Source organism: Xanthomonas sp. NCPPB 3570 (genome assembly GCF_056725115.1).
On sequence record NZ_CM161513.1, the window covers coordinates 4,504,832 to 4,528,746 of the forward strand.

At 71.3% G+C, this 23,915-nt stretch carries 23 protein-coding genes; 11 read left to right on the forward strand and 12 right to left on the reverse strand.

The window, feature by feature from the left end; genetic code table 11:
• Positions 1-31 precede the first annotated feature (31 nt).
• Together AC1PLR_RS19375 and AC1PLR_RS19380 are read right to left on the reverse strand one after the other, a co-directional pair.
• Positions 32-1,432 (reverse strand): FAD/NAD(P)-binding protein, encoded by a 1,401-nt coding sequence (locus tag AC1PLR_RS19375; protein ID WP_481102024.1) that lies wholly within the window; start codon positions 1,430-1,432, stop codon positions 32-34.
• Positions 1,433-1,606: 174 nt separating this feature from the next.
• Complete coding sequence (locus AC1PLR_RS19380) at positions 1,607-3,559, reverse strand: glycoside hydrolase family 84 protein (protein ID WP_481102025.1); 1,953 nt, start codon at positions 3,557-3,559, stop codon at positions 1,607-1,609.
• A gap of 311 nt (positions 3,560-3,870) precedes the next feature.
• On the opposite strand from AC1PLR_RS19380, the gene aroQ reads away from it, so the two are divergent.
• From aroQ to accC, 4 genes are all read left to right on the forward strand, one after another.
• Entirely contained in the window at positions 3,871-4,317 is a 447-nt protein-coding gene (aroQ, locus tag AC1PLR_RS19385; protein WP_019801847.1) for a type II 3-dehydroquinate dehydratase, read from the forward strand.
• Between the two features lie 93 nt (positions 4,318-4,410).
• A complete protein-coding gene (gene accB, locus AC1PLR_RS19390) occupies positions 4,411-4,893 on the forward strand; it encodes an acetyl-CoA carboxylase biotin carboxyl carrier protein (protein WP_148827977.1) in 483 nt (160 codons plus the stop codon).
• Positions 4,894-4,910: 17 nt separating this feature from the next.
• A complete protein-coding gene (locus AC1PLR_RS19395) occupies positions 4,911-5,288 on the forward strand; it encodes a four helix bundle protein (RefSeq protein WP_026143397.1) in 378 nt (125 codons plus the stop codon).
• Between the two features lie 54 nt (positions 5,289-5,342).
• Positions 5,343-6,707, forward strand: coding sequence for an acetyl-CoA carboxylase biotin carboxylase subunit (gene accC, locus AC1PLR_RS19400; RefSeq protein WP_010343850.1), 1,365 nt, complete (start codon positions 5,343-5,345; stop codon positions 6,705-6,707).
• Positions 6,708-6,906: 199 nt separating this feature from the next.
• Here accC and AC1PLR_RS19405 read toward each other — a convergent pair whose 3' ends face one another.
• Together AC1PLR_RS19405 and AC1PLR_RS19410 are read right to left on the reverse strand one after the other, a co-directional pair.
• A complete protein-coding gene (locus AC1PLR_RS19405; protein WP_152182762.1) occupies positions 6,907-7,260 on the reverse strand; it encodes a hypothetical protein in 354 nt (117 codons plus the stop codon).
• Positions 7,257-8,186: a hypothetical protein gene (locus AC1PLR_RS19410; protein WP_481102026.1), complete on the reverse strand. Its 930-nt coding sequence runs from the start codon at positions 8,184-8,186 to the stop codon at positions 7,257-7,259. Before AC1PLR_RS19410 ends, AC1PLR_RS19405 begins: the two co-directional genes overlap by 4 nt.
• Positions 8,187-8,613: 427 nt before the next feature.
• Here AC1PLR_RS19410 and prmA point away from each other — a divergent pair, with 427 nt between their 5' ends.
• The 5 genes from prmA to AC1PLR_RS19435 all read left to right on the forward strand — a co-directional run bounded on the left by prmA (position 8,614) and on the right by AC1PLR_RS19435 (position 13,091).
• A complete protein-coding gene (gene prmA, locus AC1PLR_RS19415) occupies positions 8,614-9,534 on the forward strand; it encodes a 50S ribosomal protein L11 methyltransferase (protein ID WP_481102027.1) in 921 nt (306 codons plus the stop codon).
• Between the two features lie 185 nt (positions 9,535-9,719).
• Positions 9,720-10,097 (forward strand): helix-turn-helix domain-containing protein, encoded by a 378-nt coding sequence (locus tag AC1PLR_RS19420; protein WP_019800993.1) that lies wholly within the window; start codon positions 9,720-9,722, stop codon positions 10,095-10,097.
• A gap of 231 nt (positions 10,098-10,328) precedes the next feature.
• Complete coding sequence (locus AC1PLR_RS19425) at positions 10,329-11,195, forward strand: DUF3426 domain-containing protein (RefSeq protein ID WP_481102028.1); 867 nt, start codon at positions 10,329-10,331, stop codon at positions 11,193-11,195.
• Positions 11,196-11,311: 116 nt separating this feature from the next.
• Positions 11,312-11,584, forward strand: coding sequence for a DNA-binding transcriptional regulator Fis (fis, locus tag AC1PLR_RS19430; RefSeq protein ID WP_010343856.1), 273 nt, complete (start codon positions 11,312-11,314; stop codon positions 11,582-11,584).
• Positions 11,585-12,167: 583 nt separating this feature from the next.
• Positions 12,168-13,091 (forward strand): IS110 family transposase, encoded by a 924-nt coding sequence (locus AC1PLR_RS19435; protein WP_481102029.1) that lies wholly within the window; start codon positions 12,168-12,170, stop codon positions 13,089-13,091.
• Between the two features lie 89 nt (positions 13,092-13,180).
• On the opposite strand, the gene AC1PLR_RS19440 is transcribed toward AC1PLR_RS19435, so the two are convergent.
• The 8 genes from AC1PLR_RS19440 to AC1PLR_RS19475 all read right to left on the reverse strand — a co-directional run bounded on the left by AC1PLR_RS19440 (position 13,181) and on the right by AC1PLR_RS19475 (position 21,112).
• Entirely contained in the window at positions 13,181-14,155 is a 975-nt protein-coding gene (locus AC1PLR_RS19440; RefSeq protein ID WP_010343857.1) for a phosphatidate cytidylyltransferase, read from the reverse strand.
• Positions 14,152-14,784, reverse strand: coding sequence for a lysophospholipid acyltransferase family protein (locus tag AC1PLR_RS19445; RefSeq protein ID WP_481102030.1), 633 nt, complete (start codon positions 14,782-14,784; stop codon positions 14,152-14,154). The genes AC1PLR_RS19440 and AC1PLR_RS19445 overlap by 4 nt, the downstream gene beginning before the upstream one ends.
• Entirely contained in the window at positions 14,781-15,434 is a 654-nt protein-coding gene (locus AC1PLR_RS19450) for a CDP-alcohol phosphatidyltransferase family protein (RefSeq protein WP_481102031.1), read from the reverse strand. The genes AC1PLR_RS19445 and AC1PLR_RS19450 overlap by 4 nt, the downstream gene beginning before the upstream one ends.
• A complete protein-coding gene (locus tag AC1PLR_RS19455) occupies positions 15,434-16,903 on the reverse strand; it encodes a TIGR04222 domain-containing membrane protein (protein WP_481102032.1) in 1,470 nt (489 codons plus the stop codon). Before AC1PLR_RS19455 ends, AC1PLR_RS19450 begins: the two co-directional genes overlap by 1 nt.
• Positions 16,900-17,349: a hypothetical protein gene (locus tag AC1PLR_RS19460; protein ID WP_481102033.1), complete on the reverse strand. Its 450-nt coding sequence runs from the start codon at positions 17,347-17,349 to the stop codon at positions 16,900-16,902. The genes AC1PLR_RS19455 and AC1PLR_RS19460 overlap by 4 nt, the downstream gene beginning before the upstream one ends.
• The gene (locus AC1PLR_RS19465; protein WP_481102034.1) at positions 17,346-18,683 is read right to left on the reverse strand and encodes a phosphatase PAP2/dual specificity phosphatase family protein; all 1,338 of its coding nucleotides are present in this window, start codon (positions 18,681-18,683) and stop codon (positions 17,346-17,348) included. Before AC1PLR_RS19465 ends, AC1PLR_RS19460 begins: the two co-directional genes overlap by 4 nt.
• Positions 18,680-20,434: a bifunctional alpha/beta hydrolase/class I SAM-dependent methyltransferase gene (locus AC1PLR_RS19470; RefSeq protein WP_481102035.1), complete on the reverse strand. Its 1,755-nt coding sequence runs from the start codon at positions 20,432-20,434 to the stop codon at positions 18,680-18,682. The genes AC1PLR_RS19465 and AC1PLR_RS19470 overlap by 4 nt, the downstream gene beginning before the upstream one ends.
• 63 nt (positions 20,435-20,497) lie before the next feature.
• Positions 20,498-21,112: a CDP-alcohol phosphatidyltransferase family protein gene (locus tag AC1PLR_RS19475; protein ID WP_481102036.1), complete on the reverse strand. Its 615-nt coding sequence runs from the start codon at positions 21,110-21,112 to the stop codon at positions 20,498-20,500.
• Positions 21,113-21,456: 344 nt separating this feature from the next.
• Here AC1PLR_RS19475 and purH point away from each other — a divergent pair, with 344 nt between their 5' ends.
• Positions 21,457-23,040 carry a bifunctional phosphoribosylaminoimidazolecarboxamide formyltransferase/IMP cyclohydrolase gene (purH, locus tag AC1PLR_RS19480; RefSeq protein WP_481102037.1) on the forward strand — a complete coding sequence of 528 codons (1,584 nt, stop codon included), beginning with the start codon at positions 21,457-21,459 and terminating at the stop codon, positions 23,038-23,040.
• A 17-nt stretch (positions 23,041-23,057) separates the two neighbouring features.
• Positions 23,058-23,909: a hypothetical protein gene (locus tag AC1PLR_RS19485; RefSeq protein ID WP_481102038.1), complete on the forward strand. Its 852-nt coding sequence runs from the start codon at positions 23,058-23,060 to the stop codon at positions 23,907-23,909.
• Positions 23,910-23,915: the final 6 nt, after the last annotated feature.

Consider the following 23,915-nt stretch of genomic DNA (forward strand, 5'->3'; position numbering starts at 1 on the left):
GTGCGGACAGCGCACGCATGCGGATCCGGCACTAGAACGCCAGCCGCTGCGGCGCATCGCCACTGGCGCCACCATCGGCGGTCCGCACCTGCGCCAGCGTCGCCAGCTCCTCGGCCAGGCGCTGCGCGGCGGTGCGCAGTTCCGGCACCGCGGTGATTTCCCACAGGCCGCCGCGCAGCAGCGGCCCCAGGCAGTACAGGCCGGCGACCGGCTGGCCGCCGGCGTCGCGTACCCGCAGCCGCGGATCGACCACCACCCCCAGGCCCAGCGGATCGGCCTGCAGCAGGCCGGCCTCGCGCAGCGCCGCAACCAGCGGATGGCTGGTGCGGGCGACGTCGGTATCCAGCCCGGTGGCACGGATCAGCACGTCGAACTGCTCGGTACGCGCGCCGCGGTCGGCGCGGTCGCGGATCACCGCCTCCACTGCGTCCTCGCCCAGGCGCGCGCGCAGCAGGCGCCCGGCGCGGATCCGCAGCTGCCCCTGCTGCTGCATCTGCGCCAGCGCGGTGGCTGCGGCCGGGGCCAGGCGGTGCCGCGCCACCTCCCAGTACGGCCGCAAGTGGCGCAGGAAACGCGCGCGCGCCGCCGGCGCCAGCCCGCTCCAGAACGGCTGCAGATGCGGACGCAGCGCATCCACCACGCAGCGCCAGTCCTCCACCACCGTGGTCAGTTGCCGCAGGCTGCGCACCAGGCCACGCAGGTCGTGGCCGCGCAGCGCCTGCACCACGCTCGGCGGCAGGCTCACCGGCGCGCCCGGCTGCGGCAGGTGCGCCTGCGGCGCCAGGCCGCGCCGCGACAGGGCGGTGATCGCGCCACGGTGGCCGCGCCGGCGCAGGGTCAGGGCCACGTCGGCCATGGTCAGGCCGGTGCCGACCAGCAGCAGCCGCGCCTGCGGCGGCACCGTGTCGAGCACGCCGTCCTGCCATGGCCAGCCGATGTAGCGCCGGTGCACCGCCAGGCGCGGGCCCACGCCCGGCAGCGCCGCCGGCGGCAGTGCGCCGATCGCCAGCACCACCACGTCGCTGACGAAATCCTCGCCATTGGCCAGGAACACGCGGAAGCCGCGCGGATCGCGCTCCAATGCCACCGCCTCCTGCGCCAGCGGCACCACCTCGGTGGCCGAGTCGGCCAGGGCGGCCGCCAGGTGCCGCTCCAGGTACTGGCCGTACTGCAGCCGTGGCAGGAACGCCATGCCCTGCGCCGCATCCAGGTGCAGCGCCGCGGCAAAGCCGCCGGGATCCTGCGGATCCACGCCCAGGTCCTTGGCGCGCACGTTCAACAGGTGCTCCGGCCGCGCCGCGCCATAGGCGACGCCGCGGCCGAAGGTGTCGGCCATGCCGACCAGGGTGATGCGGCTGGCGGTGCCCTGGCGGGCCAGCGCCGCGGCCAGCACGTTGCCGCAGAATCCTGCGCCGATGATCGCAATTCGCATGGCACGCACCTTGGCCGCTCGGGGCGTCCTTTGTGCCCGGGATCCGCCGCGCGGGTGTAAATCGCCGGTTAATGCGTGCGCTGTGCGGCATGGCGATCGGGCATCAGCACATGGGCGATGCCCATGAGCAGGTCCGCGCCGCCGACGCGCCGAACCGGAACGGACCGCAGCCCGCTAGCGCGCCGGCGGGCGTTCCACCAGACCGGGTGCATCGGCGATGAAGGTATCCAGCACACCGTCGGCGACCTTGACCGGGCCGCCGAAGCGGGTCGCGCCGGGAATGGATGGAACCGCCGCCGCTTGGGCGGCGAGCTGCCTGGCCGCAGCGAAGGCCTGCTCGGCCGCCGGATCGCCGGCCAGCACCTGGTTCAGCCCGTCCACGCTCAGGCGCAGCGCGCGGCCCCATAGCCCGGTCGCATCCAGCCACGGCGCCGCCTCGGCCACGAACGCGCCGGTGGTGGTACCGGCACGGATACGCTGAGGTGCCGCGGCCAGGTCGTCGGCCGCGCGGCCCAGCGCGGCCAGCGCCGCGCTGCGGGCGGCCGGATCGCCATCGGCCAGCGCATCGCGGGTCGCATCGATCAACGCCTTGAGCCGCGGCGCCTGCGGCTGCCAGGGCAGATGGCCGAAGGTCGGCGCCAGGTGCTGGGTGTCGAAGAAGGTCAGCAGCGCGTCGGCCACCTGCGCATCGCCGCCGGCCAGATCGCGCGCGGCCGCGCGCCAGGTGCGCTGTGCGTCGTAGCCGCGGTCGTTCCAGGCGAAGGCGAGCAGCCCGGCCACCGCCGGCCGGCTGGCCACTTCCTGGTTCATCGGGTTGGACACGATGCCGCTCAGCTCCGCCGACAGCCCGGCCTGGCGGCGGTCGTACGGCGCCAGCAGCAGGCGCCCGGCGGTCTCGGCGAAGTCGTTGACCGGATAGTTGTCCCACAGCAGGGTCTTGCGCCCGAACGCCTTGGTCGCGTTCTTCGCATCGCTCACCGAGATCGACGCCGGGACCACATCGGTGCCGGTCCACTGCACCACCACGCGCGGATCCAGCGCCTTGCGCAGGGTCGCCTTGTACGGCGATTCGGTGACGTTGTAGTACTCGGTCGGCACCATGATCAGCGCGCCGTGGCCGGCCGCGGCGATGTCCGCCTGCACCGCGTTGAGCAGTTGCGCCTGCGCAGTCGCCGCGGCCTGCTCGCCGGCCGCGCCGAACGCGGCGGCGTCGCCGGGGCAGTTCCACTTGGTGTATTCGATGTCGTCGAAGGCGATGTAGAAGCTGCGCACGCCGCGCGTGCGCAGCGCGGCGAACTTGCGCCGGATCGCCTGCAGGTCGGCCGCATCGCTGTAGCAGATCGACGGCCCCGGCGAGAGCGCGTAGACGAAGTTGATGTGCTCGCGGTTGGCGACCGCGGCCAGCTTGCCCAGCGCCGCCAGCGTGGCCGCCGGGTACGGCGCGCGCCAGCGGTCACGCGCGAAGGCGTCGTCCTTGGGACTGTAGATGTAGGTGTTGGCCTTGAACCGCGCCAGGAACGCCAGGTGCGCGGCGCGTTCGGCCATGCTCCAGGGCTTGCCGTAAAAACCCTCGATCGTGCCGCGGACCGGCATCGCCGGCGCGTCGGTCACCGCCACCGAGGCGACGCGTCCGTGCGCGACCAGTTGCCGGAAGGTCTGCGCCGCGTGGTACAGGCCGGCGTCGTCGCGGCCGGCCAGCACGATCCGCGCGCCGCCGCCGCTGGCGGTGCTGCCCAGCGCATAGCCTTCCGCGCGCTCCGGCACGTCCAGGTCGACGGCGGCCAGCGCTTCGCGCACCGGCGCCGCGTCGACGGTGCCGAGCACCACCGACACCGCCTGCGGGTCGTGCGGCAGCGTGCTGGCGCGGCGGATGCGGGAAACCCCGGCCTCGCGCAACACCGCGCGCACCAGCGCGTCGGTGGCCGGGTCGGCCTTGCCGGCCTGCACCAGCACCACCGACGGCCCCAGCGGCAGTTCCGGCCCGAGCAGGCGCAGCGCGGTCGGCGTCGGGTACACCGCCGGCAGGGTGGCCGGCGCCGCCAGCGCGGGCGCGATCGCCCCGGCCAGCAGCGCGAACGCCAGGATGTGGCGGCCAAGGCCGCAACGGCCAATACGCTCGCTTCGCATGCGCCTACCCTCGACTGGTATTTCAGTGATTTTGAAATGGTATATACCACTTCCACCGGCGCGTCGACGCGCGGCGGCGATGGCGCTGCAATGTGGCCGTCCCATGCTGCAGCGACACTTGCATGGTCCGCGCAAGATGCGACATAACCGCAGGCAGTGGCGCGGCCCGTTGCCCGCACGCCATGCCTGCGCTGACGCGACGCAGACCGGCGAAAAATCAAACATTTGTTTAAAACACCCGCAACTTCGCCGAACTGGACAGCAATGCCGGCTTCGCGCAGACTGCCGCCTTTTCCGCTGCTTTGTTCCCGATGGCGCGACTGCTGCTGCTGCATGGCCCCAACCTCAACCTGCTCGGCACCCGCGAGCCGGGCGTGTACGGCCATGCCACCCTGGCGCAGATCGATGCCGCGCTGCTGGCCCAGGCCAGCGCCGCCGGTCACGCGCTGGAGAGCCTGCAGTCCAACGCCGAGCACGTGCTGGTGGACCGGGTGCAGGCCGCGCGCGGCGACGGCACCGCCTTCATCCTGATCAACCCGGCCGCGTTCACCCATACCTCGGTGGCGCTGCGCGACGCGCTGGCGGCGGTGGCGATCCCGTTCATCGAGATCCACCTGTCCAACCCGCACAGCCGCGAGCCGTTCCGCCACCACAGCTACTTCAGCGACCACGCGGTCGGCGTGGTCTGCGGCTTCGGCGCCGACAGCTACCGCTATGCGATGGACGCGGCGCTGACCCGGCTGGGAGCGGCCGCATGAGCCGCGCCCACGCCCGACCGGCACCGCATATCCCCGTCTGAGTCCCCGGGCCGCGCGCCCGGTCTTTTTCAAAAGTCACCTCACGAGGCCGTTATGGATCTCCGCAAAATCAAGAAACTGATCGACCTGCTGGAAGAATCGAATCTCGCCGAGATCGAGATCAAGGAAGGCGAGGAAAGCGTGCGCCTGGCGCGCACCCCCAAGGGCATGACCGCCAGCGCGCCGCAGTACGTGGCCGCCGCCCCCGCGGCCGCGCCGGCCGCCGCCGCGCCGATGCCGATGAGCTCGCCCACCGAAGCCTCCACCGGCGGCAGCGCCAAGCCCGGCAACGCCCTGCCCGAGGGCCACGTGCTGCGCGCACCGATGGTCGGCACCTTCTACACCTCGCCGGCCCCGGACAAGCCAGCCTTCGTCAGCGTCGGCCAGGCGGTCAAGGCCGGCGAGACCCTGGCGATCATCGAGGCGATGAAGATGTTCAACCCGATCGAAGCCGACGTCTCCGGCACCATCGTCGCGATCCTGGGCGAAAGCGGCCAGCCGGTGGAGTTCGATCAGCCGTTGTTTGTGATTGGCTGAGACGCCGGGAATCGGGAGTGGAGAATGGGGAATCGTCAAAGCGACCGCACGAGCGGCTCGACGTCTGGCGCGACTCCATGGATCTGGTGGAAATGATCTACCGCCTCTCCGAAACGTTTCCGGCGACGGAACGTTTCGGGCTGACGGCGCAGCTGCGCCGCGCAGCGGTCAGCATTCCCGCCAACATCGCCGAAGGCGCGGCACGCCGCTCCACTCCCGAATACCTGCGTTTTCTGTCGATCGCACGTGGCTCGCTGTCCGAGGCCAGCACGCACCTGCAGATCGCGCGCCGGCTCGACTACACCTCCGACATCGCGGCACTCGACGGATTGATCGATACGATCTTCGCCAAACTGACCGCATTGATGAATGTTCTGAGCAAGCGCGGAGATTGACGATGCACGCCGTCCTCCATTCCCGATTCTCCATTCCCAATTCCCGGCCTTCCCATGCTCGATAAAGTCGTCATCGCCAATCGCGGCGAAATCGCGCTGCGCATCCTGCGCGCGTGCCATACGCTCGGCATCCGCACGGTCGCGGTGCATTCCACCGTGGACCGCAACCTCAAGCACGTGGCCATGGCCGACGAGTCGGTGTGCATCGGCCCGGCACCCTCGTCGGAGAGCTACCTCAACATCCCGGCGTTGATCGCCGCGGCCGAGGTCACCGACGCCCAGGCCATCCACCCCGGCTACGGCTTCCTGTCGGAGAACGCCGACTTCGCCGAGCGCGTGGAGCAGTCCGGCTTCATCTTCATCGGGCCCAAGGCCGACACCATCCGCCTGATGGGCGACAAGGTCGAGGCGATCCGCGCGATGAAGGCCGCCGGCGTGCCGTGCGTGCCCGGCTCCGGCGGCCCGCTGGGCGAGGACATCGTCGCCAACACCAAGATCGCCCGCGAGATTGGCTACCCCGTGATCATCAAGGCGGCCGGCGGCGGCGGCGGCCGCGGCATGCGCGTGGTGCATTCGGAGGCCGCGCTGAAGGCCGCCATCGAGACCACCAAGTCCGAGGCCAAGGCCGCCTTCAGCAACGACCAGGTGTACATGGAGAAGTTCCTGGAAAATCCGCGCCACGTGGAGATCCAGGTGCTGGCCGACGGCCAGGGCGGCGCCATCCACCTGGGCGAGCGCGACTGCTCGATGCAGCGCCGCCACCAGAAGGTGGTGGAGGAAGCGCCGGCGCCGGGCATCACCGAGGAACTGCGCAACGAGATCGGCAAGGTCTGCGTGGACGCCTGCATCCGCATCGGCTACCGCGGCGCCGGCACCTTCGAGTTCCTGTTCGAGAACGGGCGCTTCTACTTCATCGAAATGAACACGCGCATCCAGGTGGAGCACCCGGTCACCGAGCGCATCACCGGCATCGACCTGGTGTGCGAGCAGCTGCGCATCGCCGCCGGGCACAAGCTCAGCATCAAGCAGAAGGACATCGTCCTGCGCGGCCATGCGATCGAGTGCCGCATCAACGCCGAGGACCCGGAAACCTTCATGCCCAACCCGGGCCTGATCACCGGCTTCCATCCGCCCGGCGGCCCCGGCGTGCGCGTGGACACGCACATCTACAGCGGCTACAAGGTGCCGCCGAACTACGACTCGATGATCGGCAAGCTGATCGTGCACGGCCCCGACCGCGAGACCGCGATCGCGCGCATGCGCGTGGCGCTGAGCGAGATGGTGGTGGACGGCATCAAGACCAACATCCCGCTGCAACAGCGGATCATGCGCGACAAGGGCTTCCAGGCCGGCGGCCAGAACATCCACTACCTGGAAAAGCGCCTGGCCGAGCGCAAGAACAAGTCGATTGCGTTGTAGGAACGGCGGGATTCGGGATTCGGGATTCGGGATTCGCTAAAGCCGGCTTCGGATCGATGCCGGCGAGCGCAACGGTTGCGGCTTCGATGGGCCCATGGTCTTGCCGGGCCTAGGGTCGCAGATGCGCCCAGACACACCCGAAAGATTCGGATCTGGATCCGCTTTTGCGAATCCCCCCATCCCCAATCCCGAATCCCGGCTACTTCGCCTGCGTCCCCGCCACCGGCTCCACGCCCAGGCTCGAGGTCGGGCTGACGATCATCACCGTCTCGGTGGAGCCGTCCGGCCAGACGATCTGGAAGGTGCTGCCCGGGGCCAGGGTGGAAAAGGGCATGCCGCTGTTGGCGCGGTAGATCGCCGCCACCTGCGCGGCGCCGGCACGGCGCACGTCCGGCGCGGAGTGCGCGGTGGTCAGCTCGACCTTGGACAGGCCGCGGTAGCGCTGCTCGGCGGTGTCGATCAGCAGCAGGCCCGCCGCCGCCGCCGAGTAGGCGACGAAGGCCAGGACCCAGAACCAGAACTTGGCGCCGTGCAGCCATCGCCGGTAATTCATGAGCCTGCTCCCGTGCTGTCCACCAGTCGATTGACCATGTCGTTCATCGTGTCCGTGCCTTGCCGCGGCACCGCGGCGTCGTAAACAAAACTGCTGAAGTCCTGGGTGGGGTCGCGCGAGCAGATCCCGCCGTTGGCGCAATAGCGGGTCATCAGCTCGCTGTCCGGGCCGCAATCCAATCCCAGCCTGCAGGCGGCCAACTGCCAGGCCAGTTCGGAAAACTGGGTGCCGGCCACGCTGCCGCCCAGGCTGTCGTCGCCGCTGGCGGCCAGGCCCATCGCCGGCGCCAGCGCCACGTAGGCATCGGGATCGCCGGAGGCGCGCACCCGTGCGACCAGGTCGCGCTTGTACTCGGCGCCGGCATGCAGCGGCTGGCCCAGCGCCAGCAACGCCGCTTCGGCAGCCAGGTTGCCGCCACGCGCGGCCTGCACGCGCTGGGCCACGATGGCCTGGCGGGTCAGGCCATCGTCGGGCGCGAAGCCGGCACAGCGGCGGCCGACGCGGGCACGGGCCTGCACCATCTGCGCCGAGGTCGGCAGGCGCGCATCGGCGATGGCGCGGGTGTCGGCGCCGTAGCCGATCGGGTCCATCGCATAGCCGGCGCAATAGTCGTAGATGCGGCTCAGCCGCCAGGACGCCTCGGGGTCGCCGTGCGCGGCGGCGATCGACAGCTGCTGCGCGGCGCGGTAGAGGTCGGCACTGCGCTCGCCCCCGTTCTCCTCACGCAGGCGCGCAGGCGTCGACGCCTGCCGCGACGCCGTGGCCGGCGCGACGGACGCGGGGTAGGCGTCGGCCGCCACCACGCTCGCCGGCGCGGGCGCCGCCGCCGGTGCCGTCGGCAGCGACAGCGCGCGATAGGCCACCACGCCCAGCAACAGCGCGGCGGGCGCCAGCAACAGCCAGGTTGGACGGGACACGACGGGCATGCGCGAAAGAGCCGGACAACGGGCAGAAACGCAGCCGGACCCCCTGTCGCCCCGCCGCTGCGAGCCGGCAGTCTACCCCAGGCCACGGCGGCGGCATGCGCCAAATGCATGCCGCGATCCCAGCGCATGGACGTGCGGACCGGCGGCACGGACGAACGGCACGACACCACGGGCGGCGCGGTGCAGATCGCAGTGCCGGTGCTGGCCCGGCAGCGTCCAGACGCATTGCTGAGCCCTTTTCGGCCCGGCGCGGCCAGCGAGACGCCGCGTACCGCCGTCGCGTGTCGCGTTCAGAACGGCGCCGGCTGGACGTGGTTCGCAACCGGCCGAAATGCGTGCCGTACCCCGCTCCGCCGCAAGTCGGGCTTCAGCGCTAAGCCCGCCGCCCGTCTAAGATGCGCGCTTCTCCTTCTTGACCCACCGACCGATGCCGTTCCTCGAACTGACCCTGCGCTGCACCGATGCCACCCAGCCCCGCTATGAGACCGCGCTGGAGGATGTCGGCGCGCTGGCGGTGACCCTGCTCGATGCCGACGCCGACACCAGCAACGAACGCGCGATCCTGGAACCGGGCGTGGGCGAGACCCCGCTGTGGGGCACGCTGGTGCTGAGCGCGCTGTTCCCCGAGGACCAGGACGCGCTGGTGCTGCTGGCCGCGCTGGAGGCGTTCGACCCCGGGCTGGACTGGGCTCAGGTCACCTTCCGCAAGGTCGACGACCAGGACTGGGAACGGGCCTGGCTGGACCAGTTCCAGCCGATGCGCTTCGGCGCGCGCACCTTCATCGTGCCGTGGAACCACGACCTGCCCGAGGACGCCCGCGACGCCGACGCCGCGGTGGTGCGCCTGGACCCGGGCCTGGCGTTCGGCTCCGGCACCCACCCAACCACCGCGCTGTGCCTGCGCTGGCTGGACGCGCTGGCCGCCGACGGCGTGCTGGCGCAGGCGCGCGTGCTGGATTTCGGCTGCGGCTCGGGGATCCTGGCGCTGGCCGCGCTGAAGCTGGGCGCCGCCGCCGCGGTGGGCGTGGACAACGACCCGCAGGCACTGCTGGCCAGCCACGACAATGCCGAACGCAACGACGTGGGCGAGCGCCTGGCGGTGTACCTGCCGGCCGACGAGCCGGCCGCGACCTATCCGGTGGTGGTAGCCAACATCCTGGCCTCGGCGCTGGACGCGCTGGCACCGACCCTGGCCGCGCGCGTGGCGCCGGGCGGTCGCATCGCCCTGTCCGGCATCCTGCATGGCCAGGAGCAGGAACTACTGCAGCGTTATGCGCCGTGGTTCACCCAGCTGCGCACCGAGCAGGACGGCGACTGGATGCGCATCGACGGCGTGCGTCGCGACTGAATCGGGGCGCGAACGCGCGCAGCGGCGCCGAAGCGCGGCATTCCCGCGCCAGGCATGGCCCGCGCCCGGGCCGGCCGGCCCAATGAAACGAAGACAGTATCGCTAACATTCGCTCACTGGACAGCGCCACGAACCAACCGCAGCGGCCGCCGCGGCTATATCTCGCCTCCCCTGCGGAGGTGCGTGTGAACAGCAAGCTGTACGAACGGGTGCGCGAAGCGCGCAAGCTCACCGGCCTCACTCAGGAGGCCCTGGCGCTGGACCTGGGCGTGACCCGCAGCGCCGTGGCGCAGTGGGAAATGGCCGAAGGCACGGCGCCGGCGCTGGAGCACCTGATCGCCCTGGCCCGCCGCAGCGGGCTGCATTTCGAGTACCTGGCCACCGGCCGCGGCGAGCGCGTGTTCGGCGAACCGATGACGGCCGATGCCGCCGCCATCGGCGAACTGCCCAGCCAGTACCAGTTCACCGACCAGCAACTGCGCCTGCTGGAGCGCTTTGAAGGCCTGAGCCCGCGCCAGCGCGCCGGCCTGCTCGACCTGCTCGACCCCCGCAGGTCGCGCTGAGCGCGCCGCGGCGGGTTGCCCGCGCCGGGAATGGGGAATCGGGAATCGGGAATCGGGAATCGAATTCAGGTTTTCGGCCGAGTCCCGGTGCTGCGCCCTGCTCGCGCGGCGCCGATCGGCGCGCCTGTCTGACGCCTGCAAGGCCGCAGCCCAGCCGCCAGCGCGCTGCAGATCCCGCCGGCGCGTGCTGAACATGCTTGAATAAGGGTCTCGCCGTCGTCGTCCGCGCGCATGCCCGATCGCACTCCGCCCCGCCCGAGCCTCGCCACCTTGCTGCGCCAACCCGATCCGTCCGCCACGCCGGACGAGACCCCGGTTGCGGCAGCGGCGGACGAGGCGGCGTCGGCGGGCGCGGTGCCGCCGACCGACACCACAGCGCACCCCACGGCGCCGAGCGTCTCGCCAACGTTTGCGAACGCAACATCGGTCGAGACCGAGGGCGAAGCCGGGACCGAGGCAGCCCGCGCGCCCAGCGAGACACATGACCTGGACGCGCCGCTGGCGGCGTCGGACCCGACACCGGGGCCGACGCCAGCCACACCCCCAGCACGCGCGACCGCCCCCACCGCGGCGGCATCCCCCGCCGCCCCGAGCTTCCTGCACGGCCCACGCGCACGGCGCCCGGTGCTGCGCGCCGCGCCGTGGCAGTGGATCGCGCTGGCCGGGCTGGGCCTGCTGCTGGCGCTGCAGATCCTGATCGCCGATCGCCAGCGCCTGGGCGCCGACCCGCGCTGGCGGCCTTGGGTGGCCGGGGTCTGCCAAATCCTGCGCTGCAGGGTGCCGGCCTGGCGCGAGCCGGCCGCCTTCACCATGCTCAGCCGCGAGGTGCGGCCGCTGCCCGGCCATGCCGGCACCCTGCAGGTACAGGCGACCTTCCGCAACGACGCGCGCTGGGCGCAGGCCTGGCCGCTGCTGCAGTTGTCGCTGGCCGACGCCGACGGCCGCACCATCGGCAGCCGCGTGCTGCGCCCGCAGGAATACCTGGGCCGCGCGCGTCCGGACAGCGTCACGCTGGCACCGGGACAGAGCGCGCAAATCGCCTTCCAGGTGCGCGAACCGGCGGCCGAGACTGCGGCATTCAGTTTCGACTTCCACTGAGAACGCTGCGTTCGGGCACTGCGCCATGGCAGCGGCGCAGGCCACGCGCTAGACTCGTCCCCCCGCGCCGGCCCTCCTGCCGTCCGGTGCCGCTGTCATCCGGGGATCCGTCGAACTTGAACGCCGCCACCACTCGTCCTGACTCCAGTCGCGGGGCGCCGAAGCCGCCGCTGCGCGAACACGTGGCGCAATCGGTCCGCCGCTACCTGCGCGACCTCGACGGCTGCGATGCCGACGACGTGTACGAGATCGTGCTGCGCGAGATGGAGATCCCGTTGTTCGTGGAAGTGCTCAACCATTGCGAAGGCAACCAGAGCCGCGCCGCCGCGCTGCTGGGCATCCACCGCGCCACCTTGCGCAAGAAGCTCAAGGAATATGGGTTGGCGTGAGTGAGGCGGGGATTCGGGATTGGGGATTCGGGATGACCAGCCTGCGGCTGGTGAAAGGCCGGGAATCGGGAATCCAGCGCGCTGTCCTGCATGATTTCACTGTCAAGCAATCCGATACGCAGCGTGTAGCGCCTGCACATCGCCCTCGTAGGAGCGGCTTCAGCCGCGACGCCTGAAACCCACCCAGGCAACCGAACGCACTACCGCGGCGAAGAAAACACCGAACGCCGAACCGCGCACCTCGCTACTGTGGGAAGGCTTCAGCCCCGACGCGACATCGTCTGAAGATGCGGGTGCGGAAGCCCTGCTGTCCTCTTGCGCGATCAGCCGTTACGCGCTCTCGGTAAAGCATCGCGGCTGAAGCCGCTTGTGTCAAATAAGGGTCTATCGTTGTAGGTGAGAGCGGAGTGCGGCAGGCCGTTTAGCCGCAGTGCCAGCAAGCACGAGTAGGAGTCAGCGCCGCCGCACTCCGGTTCTCCTGCCTGACAAGCCCGAACAGTTGCCCGAGTGACGAGCTCGAACTCCACAAGCATGGGCATCGGCAGGAGCGCTCTCGTCCATGAGTCTACTGCGGAGAACGTCTATGCGGCGCCATGTCGGGATCGATGTATCCAAGGCCGAGTTGGTCATTCATGTCCTGCAGGACGAGCAGGCCTGGACCCAGCCCAATACCCCACAGGGGCAGCGTGCGCTGGCCCAACGTCTGGCTGGGATGGACTGCGAGCGGATCGTGCTGGAAGCCAGCGGTGGCTACGAACGTGCCGTGCTGCAAGTGTTGCGGCAGGCCGATCTGCCCGTGGTGCGGATGCCCGCCGATCGTCCGCGCAAGCTCGCCCAGGCCTTGGGCCTGCATGCCAAGACCGATGCCCTGGACGCGCGCCTGCTGGCCATCGCCGCCCAGCACATCCCGACCACCCCCACGCCCGTGGTGCCCGAGCACCAGCAGTCTCTTCGCGAACTGCTGGACCTGCGTGCCACCCTGGTGGGCCAGCGCGATGCCCATCGGCGGCGCTTGGAACACATTACCAGCGCCAAGGCGCAACACCGCTGCCGAGAGGTGATCGCCCTGCTGAACCAGCAGATCCAGACGTTGATGCAGGAGATCGAGCAGCAGGGCAAGACCTGCTCGAGCCTACCCAAGGTGCCTGGGCTCGGGACGATCCTGCGCGCGGTTCTGGCCGCGCGGCTGCCAGAGCTGGGCACGCTGCCGCCACGCAAGCTCGCTGCCCTGGTCGGGCTGGCCCCGTTCAATCACGACAGCGGTTGCTGGAAAGGCCAGCGCCGCATCAAAGGCGGACGTGCCGACGTGCGGCGCGTGCTGTACATGGCCACCTGGGCCAGCATCCGCGCCAAATCCCCCTTGGCCAACACCTACGCACGTCTGCGCGCAGCCGGCAAACCGGCCAAGGTCGCCATCGTCGCCTGCATGCACAAGTTCCTGCGCTGGCTCAACGCCATCGCGCGCGATCAGGCCCCGTACGCTCCTCCTGCCATCGCAGGTGCATGACAGTTGACTCCTACGCTCGCATAGACGCACACGCGCAGCCCGCGGCGCTCCAACCAATCCCCAATCCCACCATCCCCACTCCCCGCCCCTCACACCCATCCATAGCGGATCAGGTGGAAGAACACCGGCGCCGCAAAACACACCGAGTCCAATCGGTCGAGCACGCCGCCGTGGCCTTCGATCATGTGGCCCCAGTCCTTGATGCCGCGGTCGCGCTTGATCGCCGACATCACCAGGCCGCCGAAGAAGCCCATCAGATTCGCCACCAGCGCCAGCGCGAATGCCTGCAGCGGCGAGAACGGGGTGATCCACCACAGCGCCGCGCCGAGCAGGCTGGCCGAGAGGATGCCGCCGACGAAGCCTTCCACGGTCTTGGACGGCGACAGCTTCGGCGCAATCAGGTGCCGGCCCAGCAGCTTGCCCCACACGTACTGCAGCACGTCCGAGGACTGCACCACGATCACCAGGAACGCGAACAGCAGCAGGTTGCGGTCCTCGTAGCCGGGGATGCGCAGGTTCAGCAGCGCCGGCACATGCGAGATGCAGAACACGCAGATCATCAGCCCCCATTGCACCTTGGCGGTACGTTCCAGGTAGCGCGTGGTGTCGCCGCCGATGGTCGCCAGGATCGGCAGCACCAGGAACGCGTAGACCGGGATCAGCAGCGTGTACAGGCCGTACCAGTCGCTCCACACCAGCCAGTACTGCCACGGCAGCACCACGTAGAACGCGGCCAGCAGCGCGTAGTAGTCGCCGCGCCGAGTCGGGGTGAGGGTGATGAACTCGCGCAGCGCGAACAGCGACACCAGCGCGAACAGCACGATCACGCCGAGCCGGCCGAAGGCGAACGCCAGCGCCACCACCCCGGCCATCACCCACCACGCGCGGATCCGCGCCACCAGGTTGTCCAGCACCGCGCTGGGCCGTCCGCGTGCGCGCCAGCGCAGGGTCTCGGCGATCAGCGTGGCCACCACCAGCACCGTGGCGATGCCAAGAAACAGCCACACCGTCTGTTGCCGCAGCGAGGATTGCTGCAGGTGTTCGCTCAGCGCGATCGGATTCATCGGGCCGCCTCCGCCTGCTCCGGCGCCAAGGCCAGCAAGGCCGCACGCGCGCGATCGAGGAAGGCCTGCTTGTCCTCGCCGGCGCCCAGTCGCAGCGGTTCGCCGAAGGTGGTGGTGCACAGCAACGGCAACGGCAACCACTTGCCCTTGGGCATCACCCGCTTGAGGTTGTCGATCCACACCGGCACGAACTCCAGTTCCGGACGCTGCCGCGCCAGGTGATAGAGCCCGCTCTTGAACGGCAGCAGGCCGTCCTCGGTGTTGCGCGTGCCTTCCGGAAACAGGATCAACGAGCCGCCAGCGTCGACCGCCTCGCACAGGCAGTCGATCGGGTCGCGCGTGCGCTGCTGCGGATCGCGCTCGATCAGCACGCCGTTGAACACCGCGTGGATCAGGTAGCGGCGCAACGCATCGCGCTGCCAGTAATCGGCCGCCGCCACCGGCCGCACCTCGCGCCGCAGCGGCGCTGGCAGCGACGACCAGATCAGCACGAAATCGCCGTGGCTGGCGTGGTTGCCGTAATACACGCGGCGTTCGCTGGACGGCATGCAGCCGCGCCACAGCGCACGTGCGCCGGTGAGCAGGCGGATCGCGGCACTGCAGCCGCGGGCGATCAGGCGTTCGATCATTTCCACTCCAGTTCGCGCACGATGGCGCGCACGCGGATCACGATAGTCAGGGCGGCGGCGGCGATCAGCAGCGCCAGCGCCACGGCTAGGATCGTGCGGGCTAGTACCACGTGTTGCAGCAGCAGCGCGGCCGCCGCCAGCAACGCGGCCAGCGACAGCCAATGCATGCGCTGCACGCGCGCCATCGGCCCCTGCAGCGGTTCGCGCACTGCGCAGGCCAGACCGAGCATTCGCACATAGGCGGTGCCCACGCACAGCAGGGCGGCGGCCCAGCCCAGTTCCGCGCCGATGCCCAGCACATGCTGCAGGCCATAGCCCACGCCCAGGCACACCGCCACGTCCGACAGCCGGTCCGGCGCCTCGTTGTACACCGCGCCGGCACGGCCGATCATCTGCGCCTGCTGCGCCATCAAGCCGTCCAGGCGGTTGCACAGCAGCCGCGCCTGCAGCGCCAGCGCCGCCAGCACCAGCAGCGCGGCGGCGTTGGCCGGCGGCTCGCGCCAGGCCAGGGCGAACATCAGCGCCGCCAGCACCGCGCACGCCAGTCCGCTCCAGGACACGCCGTTGGGCGTGGCCCCGCGCGCGCGTAGCGCCAGCGCCAGCCGCACACGCCATTGCGCGCGCCGCGCCTGCCAGGTCGAACCGGCCATCAGTCGCCGCCTCCACACCCGCCGCAGCCACCGCCGCCGCAACTGCTGCCGCCGTCGCTGCTGCCACCGTCGCCACCGCAGTTGCTGGTCGAACAGCTGCCGCCGCGGCCGTTGGCTGCGGGCGCACGCAAGGCGTGATAGTCGGCCCAGGGCGTGGTCATCAGCACGCTGGTACCGGCCAGGGCCAGCGGCAGCGCCAGGTGCGAACCGGGCGCCAGCGAGGGCGCGGCGACGCCATCGCGCCAGGCCGCCTCGCGGTCGGCCAGCAAGGCATCGCCGGCGACGCTGCGCCGCGGCGGCGTGAGCAGGAAGCCGAGCGCAACGACGCCGACTACCACCATCGCCGCCACCAGGAAGCCGATCGGACGCTGCAACTGCAGGCCGATCCGCAACTTCATCACGCCCAGGGTCCACAGCGCCAGCAACGGCGCGGCGCCGAGCAGGCGGGCGCACAGCGCCTGCCCGTGGCCCAGCCACAGCCCCTTGGCGACCAGCACCCGGCGCAGCGGCGCGGCGTCGCGCTGCAGCGCAGCCAGCGCCTGCTGCAGCTGCGGGTGCGCGCGCACGATCGCGAGCGCGCGCTGCAGCGCCGGTGGTACCGCGACCGTGGTGTGCTGCAGCCGCGCCTGGCGGCGCACGTGCGGCTCCGCCTGCAGGCGCACCGCGCCGGCCGCCAGCAGCAGGGCCAGTTGCTGGTCGGCGACGCGTTCGCTGCCGCCGGCCAGATAGGCCAGTTCGGTGGCGTCGAGCGGCGTGTCGAGGGCGGCGCGGCGCAGTCCGCGCACGGCCAGGCGCAGGCGCGCGCCCAGGCTCCAGGCCAGGCCGATGCCGGCCAGGAACAGCAGCAGGAACGGCGGACCGGGCCAGTGCAGCGGCGACATCGGTCCGTGGCGTTGCCAGAGCACCGCGAACAGCAGGGCCACGCCCAGCAGCCAGCCCCACAGGGCGACGCCGGCACGCGCCGGCGCGCTGCGGCGCGTGTTGACCTGGTACCGGGCCGGCGCGGATGGCCGCGTGCCGGCCGGCGCTGGCCAGCACGCCGCCGGCGGCTCGCCGAAGTAGTGCCGGTACTGCGCCAGGGTGGCCGCGTACTGGGCCTGGAAGCGCGCAGCGTCGGCCGGGTCGCCGCGCCCGGGCTGGTGGTGCAGGGTGCGGCGCAGCACCTGTGGACAGAACCGCTGCCAGTACTCGCGGGTGTCGGTGAGGTGTGCATGCCAGGCCTGGTCGACCAGGGGACTCGGCGTGATCTCCTCGCCGGCGACGCAGGCCAGGAAGCAGAAGCGCCGATATTCCTCGACCAGATGCGCGGCCAGCGCCAGCGAGACGCCGGCCTCGTCGGCGACGCGACGCTCGAACGCCGGCAACGCCGCGTCGCCCTCGCCGAAACCGTCGGCCTGCAGGCGCTGCCACAGCGCCGCGTGATCCGGATCGACGCTGGCCGGCAGCAGTGGCGTCGGCGTTCGCGTCATCGCAGTGCGTCCCAGCCCGCTGGCGCCGTGCACAGCGCTAGCAGCAGTGACAGAACCTGCAGGGCGAAACACAGCAGCTGCCGCCGCAACAGGCGACGCATGCCCTGCCAGCGCGCCAGCCAGTCGCGCGGCGGCGGCAGCGTGCGCAACAGGCCCAGCCGCTGCAGCGCCGTGTCCAGGTCGGCGCCGGCGCGCTGCAGGTCCGGGTCGGCCAGCACTGCCTCAAGCAACGCCACGTCCAGGCCGACCCGCGCCGCCCAGTAGCGCTGCAGCAGGCCGGCCAAGGCGGCGACGCCGCAGCAGCACACGGCGAGGACGGCACCGGTGCCGGCATACCACGCCGCCAACAGCACGCTGACCGCGAGCAGCAGCAGCGACAGCCGATCCAGTGGCGCCGCTTGGCGCAACACCGCCGCCATCGTGCGCAGTTCCAGCGGCGTGTTCATGCCGGCACCTCCCGCGCCTGCAGCGGCGCCGGTGGCGCGGTGCAGGCGGCGGCGATGGCGGCACGCTGCGCCGGTCCCAGCACGATCCGCGGCGCGTGCGCTCGCACCAGCGCCAGCGCCTCGTCCACGCTGGCAGCGCGGCCGCTGCGCAGCAGCCAGGTGGCCACTGCTGCCGCGCTGCGCGAATAGCCCAGCGCGCAGCAGGCCAGGACGTGGCCGCGCGCGCGCGCCGCTTCGATCGCGTCGGCGGCCATGCGCAAGGCCGCCGCCGGCGGCGCCACCAGGTCCAGCATCGGCACCACGCGATCGTGCGCCTGCGCCTCGCGCAACGACAGTTCCGCACTGACGTCGACCACCACGGCGAAGCGTGCGCGCTCGCCATGGCCGGGTAGGCGCCCGAGCCAGACGCCGTCGACGATCGCGCGCGGCGCCGGATCGCGCCAGGTCCAGGCGCGCGAGTTGAGCCAGGCAGCGGCCAGGTACGGCGCATACAGCCAGCGGGCGGCCAGGCTCAGGCGGCCATCGTCACGTTTCTGCAGGCCCAGCGGGCCGAGCAGCGCATAACTGAGCGCGACCAGCAGCAGCGACAGCGCCGGCCACAGCAGCCACCAGCCGGCGCCACCGAGCGCGCGCGCGGCAGCCGCGCAGGCCGCGCTGCCGAGCAGGTACAGCGCAGCCAGGCGCCAGCGCCGCGGATCGCGCGCCGGCGCCGCGGCCCGCCACGGCGCGGCGATGCGCTCCGGCCACAGCCACACGCAGAGCCAGCCCGCGGCCAGGCCGGTGGGCACGTCGAGGAAGTGATGCTGGTAGGTGGTCAGCACCGATAACCCGATCAGCGCGAACCAGCCGTGCAGGGCCCACCGCGCCAGCCCGTGCAGGTGCTGCGCATAGCGCACCCACAGCACCACCAGCAGCACGATGTGCAGCGACGGCGCCTGGTTGAACGGCTTGTCGAAGCCGAGCAGCACCGCGAACAGCCAGCTGAACACGCCCTCGGTCGGCGGCCGCTCGAAGCCAAAGCGTAGCGGCCACAGCAGGAAGCAAGCCACCGCCAGCAGTTGCGCGGTGAGCAGGCGCCGCGCATGCGTGTCCAGTTCGGCGCGCGTGCGGCAGACGAAGAACGAAGCGACGTAGAACAGGTCGATCGACCAGTACGGCACGATGGTCCACGGCCAGAACGGGATGTGGGTTTCCCAGGCGAACGGCAGCGACGGCACGCCGGCGCGTCGCGCGGCCAGCGTGTTGGCCAGGCCATAGCTGAGGAAGAAGAACGGCCCCAGCAACGCCAGCCACGCCAGCGCTCGCCGCCACGGCCGTGCGGCCGCCGCGCTCATGGCGCGATCCGCTGCGCCAGCGACACGGTGAAGATGCCCCAGTCGTCGATGCGCTGTTCGAGCTTGCGGAAGCCGGCCGCGCGCACCAGTTCGTCCATCTCCTGCTGGGTGCGGCGGCGCATCACCCAAGCTGCACCGCCGCGGTGGCTGGTCAGCGCGCGGGCGATGAACTCCAGCTGCGGATGCCAGGGTTGGCCGGTGTAGGCCAGGTAGCCGCCCGGCTCCACCGCCGCGGCCACGCCCTGCAGCGAACGCAGCACCTGGTCGTTGTCCGGGAACAGCTCGTACAGACCCGACACCACCGCCAGCGTCGGCCGCGGCTGCAGCGCCGCTAACGCGTCGCGGTCGAAGGCGTCGCCCTGCTCGAAGCGGGCGATATCGGTGGCGCCGAGTGCGGCAATCAGCGCGCGGCCCTGCTCCACGTTCAAGGGGCTGAAATCGCGCAGCAGGATCGCATCGGCGCGCTGGTTGCCGCCGGCCAGCGCTTCGAGCACGTAGCGGCCGTGGCCGGCGGCGATGTCCAGCGCGCGCACCGGCAGGCCCGCTGCGCGCAACCGCTGCATCGCCAGGCCCAGCAGTTCGTGCAGGTGCTGGCGGCGCACGCGGATGCCGCGCCAGCCGATCGCATCCAGGTAGTTGCGGTCGATCATCCGCCCCAGCGGGCCGCGCCCGGCCGCCTGGTCGCGGTAGATGTAGTCCAGCGTGCTGCCGGAATCGAAGCCGGTCTGCAGGCCGAGGGCAATGCCTTCGGAGAGCTGCCCGCCCAGGCGCAGGCCGGCGCGCACGCCGCGCCAGCGCAGGTCCTGCAGGCTGTAGCGCTGCGGCGGCCAGGCCAGGCGCTCGGCTTCCTCGAAGGTCGGCCCGCGGCGGTGCGCCTGGCGCAGGCTGGGCAGCGCCGGCACCTCGGCGAAGCGCTCGCGCACGAAGCGGCGGATCTGCGCCAGCGCCGGTGCGCGGTCGCGCTCGCCCAGGGTGTCGTGGAAGAAACCGGGCAGCAGGTGGCGCTCCTTCACCGGCGAGGACAGGCGCTCGTAGAAGCGGTCCTGCGGCCCGCGGTGCACCACGAAATCGCTGCCGGACACCAGCAACTGCACCGGCACGGTGATCGCCTGCGCATCGCCGACCACGCGGTCGGCCGCCGCGTACAGCCCCAGCAACACGCGCACCGAGATCGGCCGGGTGATCAGCGGATCGGTGCGGTAGCTCTCGACCCGCGCCGGGTCGTGGGTCAGCCACTGCGGCTTGACGTAGCTGTTGACGAAGAAGTTGCCGCGCAGCGTCTGCATCAGGGCCAGCCCGGGCCGCGCGAACGGCACGTACAGCTTGACCTTGAACGCCGGCGAGGCCAGCACCAGCGCGCGCAGCGGCGGCGCGTAGTCGTGCACCCAGGTGCTGGCGACCACCGCCCCCACGCTCTGTGCGATCACCACGATGTCCTGCACGGCGATGCCGTGGACCTCGCCGATGTGCGCGACGAAGCGGTCCAGGTCGCGCACCAGCGCCGGGAAGCCGGGGGCATCGCCGCGTGCGCCGGGCGAGCGGCCGTTGCCGCGCGCATCCCAGGCGAACACCGCGCAGTCGTCCAGGCCCAGTTCCTCGGCCAGGTGCATGACCCGCCCGGAATGTTCGTGGCCGCGGTGCAGCAGCAGCACCGCCCGCGGCGGCGCCGCCGGCGCGGTGGCCGGCCAGTGCCGGTAGAACAGCCGTGTGCCGTCGAAACTGGCGAATTCGCTTTCGTTGACCTGCCGCATCCGTTGCCGATGTCCTGTCTGCCGTGAATCCCTGTGCCCCGCGGCCACGCCGGCCGCCCCTACTCACGCGCGCGTGGCCGCCTCGCGCAATCCGGCGGCGACCCGACGCACCACGGTCGCCACGCACAATAGCGCCACCGCCAAGGCGACGCCGTTCACCGTCGCCGCCCCGATCCAGCCGCCGGCCAGCACCACCCCCAGCACGCCGACGACGAAGGCGCGGTCGCTCTTGCCCATCGGCCCATCGTAGCGGCGGCTGGCGCCGACCATCAGCCCGAGCACGCCCGCATATTCGGTCAACGCGGCGGTCAGCGCCATCAGCCACAGCCAGCCGGCGCCAACACCGGGCACGCCGAGCAGGCTCAGGTACAGCGCCGTATCGGCGACCACGTCGCTCAGTTCGTTGAGGTAGGCGCCCAGCCGCGACTGCTGGCCGAACTCGCGCGCCAGCATGCCGTCCACCGCGTTCAAGGCCATCCGCAGCAGCATCCAGACGGGAAGCAGCGCGTACCACAGCGGCTGCGTGGCGCCTTGCGCGTAGACCACCGCGGCGACCAGCAACGACAGCAGCGCCGCGGCCACGGTCACCTGGTTGGCGGTGACGCCGCGCCTGTACAGCACGCGCACGCCCGGCCGCAGCAGATCCTGGAAACGTCCTTTGAGGGCATAGATCGACACGCGCGTGGTCCTGACGGCGAGGGCGGGGCGGCGACAGCCTAATGCATCGCCGCGGCTGCGCGCGCGATGGCGCGCGCAGCCAGCCCTGCCACCCGCTCGCCCACGGCAGGCGACGCGCGTGAGGCGACAACCGCGGTGGGCGTCGTCGACACGCTGCAGGGCGCCATGTCGCGCCGCCTGCAGCAGGGCAGCGAAGCTGCGCATGGGGCACGCCGCCCTCGTCGCCATCGCCTGAAATGGGCCTTCGCAGGCACGATCGGCGTACCGGGCGCGCGCGCCGGCCGGGCGTCGGCGGGCCTCAGCGCCTACAATGGCGGCCCGTTCCGCTGCCCCCGCCCTGCCCCATGTCCTCCGATTTCCTGCCCGTGCGCCGGGCGCTGCTGTCCGTTTCCGACAAGACCGGCCTGATCGACCTGGCCCGCGCGCTGGCCGCGCGCAACGTCGAGCTGCTGTCCACCGGCGGCACCGCCAAGGCGCTGCGCGAGGCCGGGCTGGCGGTGAAGGACGTGTCCGAACTGACCGGCTTCCCGGAAATGATGGACGGCCGGGTCAAGACCCTGCACCCGCTGGTGCACGGCGGCCTGCTCGGCCGCGCCGGCACCGACGATGCGGTGATGGCCGAGCACGGCATCGCCGCGATCGACCTGCTGGTGCTCAACCTGTATCCGTTCGAGGCGGTCACCGCCAAGGCCGACTGCACGCTCGCCGACGCGGTGGAGAACATCGACATCGGCGGCCCGGCGATGCTGCGCTCGGCGGCCAAGAACTTCGCCCGCGTGGCCGTGGCCACCGACCCGGCGCAGTACGCCGAGCTGCTGGCCGAGCTGGAGGCCAACGACGGCCGGCTGTCGGCGGCCAAGCGCTTCGCCCTGTCGGTGGCCGCGTTCAACCGCGTCGCCCAGTACGACGCGGCGATCAGCAACTACCTGTCCGCGGTCACCGCCAGCGACGCCGCCGTGCCCACGCGCAGCCCGTTCCCGGCGCAGATGAACTCCAGCTTCGTCAAGGTGATGGAACTGCGCTACGGCGAGAACCCGCACCAGCAGGCCGCGTTCTACCGCGACCTGCAGCCCACGCCCGGCACCCTGGCCACCTTCACCCAGCTGCAGGGCAAGGAACTGTCCTACAACAACATCGCCGACAGCGATGCGGCCTGGGAATGCGTGCGCCAGTTCGACGCGCCGGCCTGCGTCATCGTCAAGCACGCCAATCCCTGCGGCGTGGCGGTCGGCGCCGGCTGCGGCGACGCCTACGAACTGGCCTACGCCACCGACCCGACCAGCGCCTTCGGCGGCATCATCGCCTTCAACCGGCGCCTGGATGCGGCCACCACGCAGGCGATCCTGGACCGCCAGTTCGTCGAGGTGCTGATCGCCCCCGACTACGACGACGCCGCGCTGGAGTACGCCAAGAAGAAGGCCAACGTGCGCGTGCTGCGCATCCCCGCCGGCGACGGTGCCTACGGCATCGACAGCAAGCGCGTCGGCTCCGGCATCCTGCTGCAGACCAGCGACGCGCACGTGGTGCCGCGCGACGCGTTGAAGGTGGTGACCCGGCTGGCGCCGACCGAGGTGCAGTTCGACGACCTGCTGTTCGCGTGGAAGGTAGCCAAGTACGTCAAGTCCAATGCCATCGTCTACGCCAAGGACCATCGCACCATCGGCGTCGGCGCCGGGCAGATGAGCCGGGTGTACTCGGCGCGCATCGCCGGGATCAAGGCCACCGACGCCGGCCTGGCCGTGGAAGGCTCGGTGATGGCCTCCGATGCGTTCTTCCCGTTCCGCGACGGCATCGACGCCGCCGCCGCGGCCGGCATCAAGGCAGTGATCCAGCCGGGCGGTTCGATGCGCGACGCCGAGGTCATCGCCGCGGCCGACGAGCACGGCATCGCCATGGTGTTCACCGGCGTGCGCCACTTCCGGCACTGAGTCCCGGAGCGCTGCGCATGTCGGCTGTCGCGCCCCGTCCGCTCGCCGTGCTGGCCCTGGCAGGCGTGCTTGTGCTCGGCGGCTGCAAGCCGGCCGCGACGCCCGCCCCCAGCGCGGCACCTGCGTCCGCCAGCGCCGCAGCGCCGTCCCACGTCAGCCGCACCGCGCGGCTGCAGGCGTTCCTGCAGCAACGCTACGGCAGCGCCGCCATGCTCGCCGGGCACTGGCCTGGGCAGTGGACCCAGGATGGCGCGCGCCATGCGGTGGACTGGCAGGTCTGCGCCGAACAGCCGGTGGTCACCGGCGACGGCTGGCAGCAGTTGCTGGCGGTGTGCGGCGCGCTGCGCGATGCCGGCCATCCGGAGCCTGGCACCATCGACTTCTACGTGCTGCGTCCCGAGGGCCAGGGCTTCGCCGTCGCCGCCGAGCGCACCGGCGGCACCTACGGCAGCAACGGCCAGCCGGGCGAGGTCGACATCGTCCGCGCCGGCAGCGATTTCTACGGGTTCCGCGTCGAGGACGGCTGGTTCGGCCAAGGCTACGCGCTGCAATCGCAGACGCTGATCCTGCCCGACCCCAAGGGACTGGTCGACGCCGGCAGCGTGCGCAGCCACATCGACAATGGCGGGGCCGCCGACTGCGAGGAGGCCGATGCGGCGGCGGACTGCAAGGCCGGCCAGTTCAACATCGACTTCGCCCTGCGCTTCGACGACCGCGACCCTGCCGCCCGCGTGTGGCCGCTGCTGATCGAGGAAACCGGCGTGGATTGTGGCCAGCGTCAGGTACGGCGCGAACACCGCTTCGTGCTGGACACGAAGACCTGGACCTACCATTTCCCCGAAGCGCTGCAACGCGAAGGCTGTGCATGAGGCACG

What these genes read in the sequence shown, in the direction of transcription:
- AC1PLR_RS19470 (WP_481102035.1), bottom strand. Translation starts at nt 20,434, where the DNA reads ATGCGGCAGGTCAACGAAAGCGAATTCGCCAGTTTCGACGGCACACGG.
- aroQ (WP_019801847.1), top strand. Translation starts at nt 3,871, where the DNA reads ATGGCGCGACTGCTGCTGCTGCATGGCCCCAACCTCAACCTGCTCGGC.
- AC1PLR_RS19405 (WP_152182762.1), bottom strand. Translation starts at nt 7,260, where the DNA reads ATGAATTACCGGCGATGGCTGCACGGCGCCAAGTTCTGGTTCTGGGTC.
- AC1PLR_RS19455 (WP_481102032.1), bottom strand. Translation starts at nt 16,903, where the DNA reads ATGACGCGAACGCCGACGCCACTGCTGCCGGCCAGCGTCGATCCGGAT.
- AC1PLR_RS19460 (WP_481102033.1), bottom strand. Translation starts at nt 17,349, where the DNA reads ATGAACACGCCGCTGGAACTGCGCACGATGGCGGCGGTGTTGCGCCAA.
- AC1PLR_RS19380 (WP_481102025.1), bottom strand. Translation starts at nt 3,559, where the DNA reads ATGCGAAGCGAGCGTATTGGCCGTTGCGGCCTTGGCCGCCACATCCTG.
- AC1PLR_RS19435 (WP_481102029.1), top strand. Translation starts at nt 12,168, where the DNA reads ATGCGGCGCCATGTCGGGATCGATGTATCCAAGGCCGAGTTGGTCATT.
- AC1PLR_RS19440 (WP_010343857.1), bottom strand. Translation starts at nt 14,155, where the DNA reads ATGAATCCGATCGCGCTGAGCGAACACCTGCAGCAATCCTCGCTGCGG.
- prmA (WP_481102027.1), top strand. Translation starts at nt 8,614, where the DNA reads ATGCCGTTCCTCGAACTGACCCTGCGCTGCACCGATGCCACCCAGCCC.
- accC (WP_010343850.1), top strand. Translation starts at nt 5,343, where the DNA reads ATGCTCGATAAAGTCGTCATCGCCAATCGCGGCGAAATCGCGCTGCGC.
- AC1PLR_RS19485 (WP_481102038.1), top strand. Translation starts at nt 23,058, where the DNA reads ATGTCGGCTGTCGCGCCCCGTCCGCTCGCCGTGCTGGCCCTGGCAGGC.
- AC1PLR_RS19425 (WP_481102028.1), top strand. Translation starts at nt 10,329, where the DNA reads ATGCCCGATCGCACTCCGCCCCGCCCGAGCCTCGCCACCTTGCTGCGC.
- AC1PLR_RS19375 (WP_481102024.1), bottom strand. Translation starts at nt 1,432, where the DNA reads ATGCGAATTGCGATCATCGGCGCAGGATTCTGCGGCAACGTGCTGGCC.
- AC1PLR_RS19450 (WP_481102031.1), bottom strand. Translation starts at nt 15,434, where the DNA reads ATGGCCGGTTCGACCTGGCAGGCGCGGCGCGCGCAATGGCGTGTGCGG.
- AC1PLR_RS19410 (WP_481102026.1), bottom strand. Translation starts at nt 8,186, where the DNA reads ATGCCCGTCGTGTCCCGTCCAACCTGGCTGTTGCTGGCGCCCGCCGCG.
- AC1PLR_RS19465 (WP_481102034.1), bottom strand. Translation starts at nt 18,683, where the DNA reads ATGAGCGCGGCGGCCGCACGGCCGTGGCGGCGAGCGCTGGCGTGGCTG.
- AC1PLR_RS19445 (WP_481102030.1), bottom strand. Translation starts at nt 14,784, where the DNA reads ATGATCGAACGCCTGATCGCCCGCGGCTGCAGTGCCGCGATCCGCCTG.
- accB (WP_148827977.1), top strand. Translation starts at nt 4,411, where the DNA reads ATGGATCTCCGCAAAATCAAGAAACTGATCGACCTGCTGGAAGAATCG.
- purH (WP_481102037.1), top strand. Translation starts at nt 21,457, where the DNA reads ATGTCCTCCGATTTCCTGCCCGTGCGCCGGGCGCTGCTGTCCGTTTCC.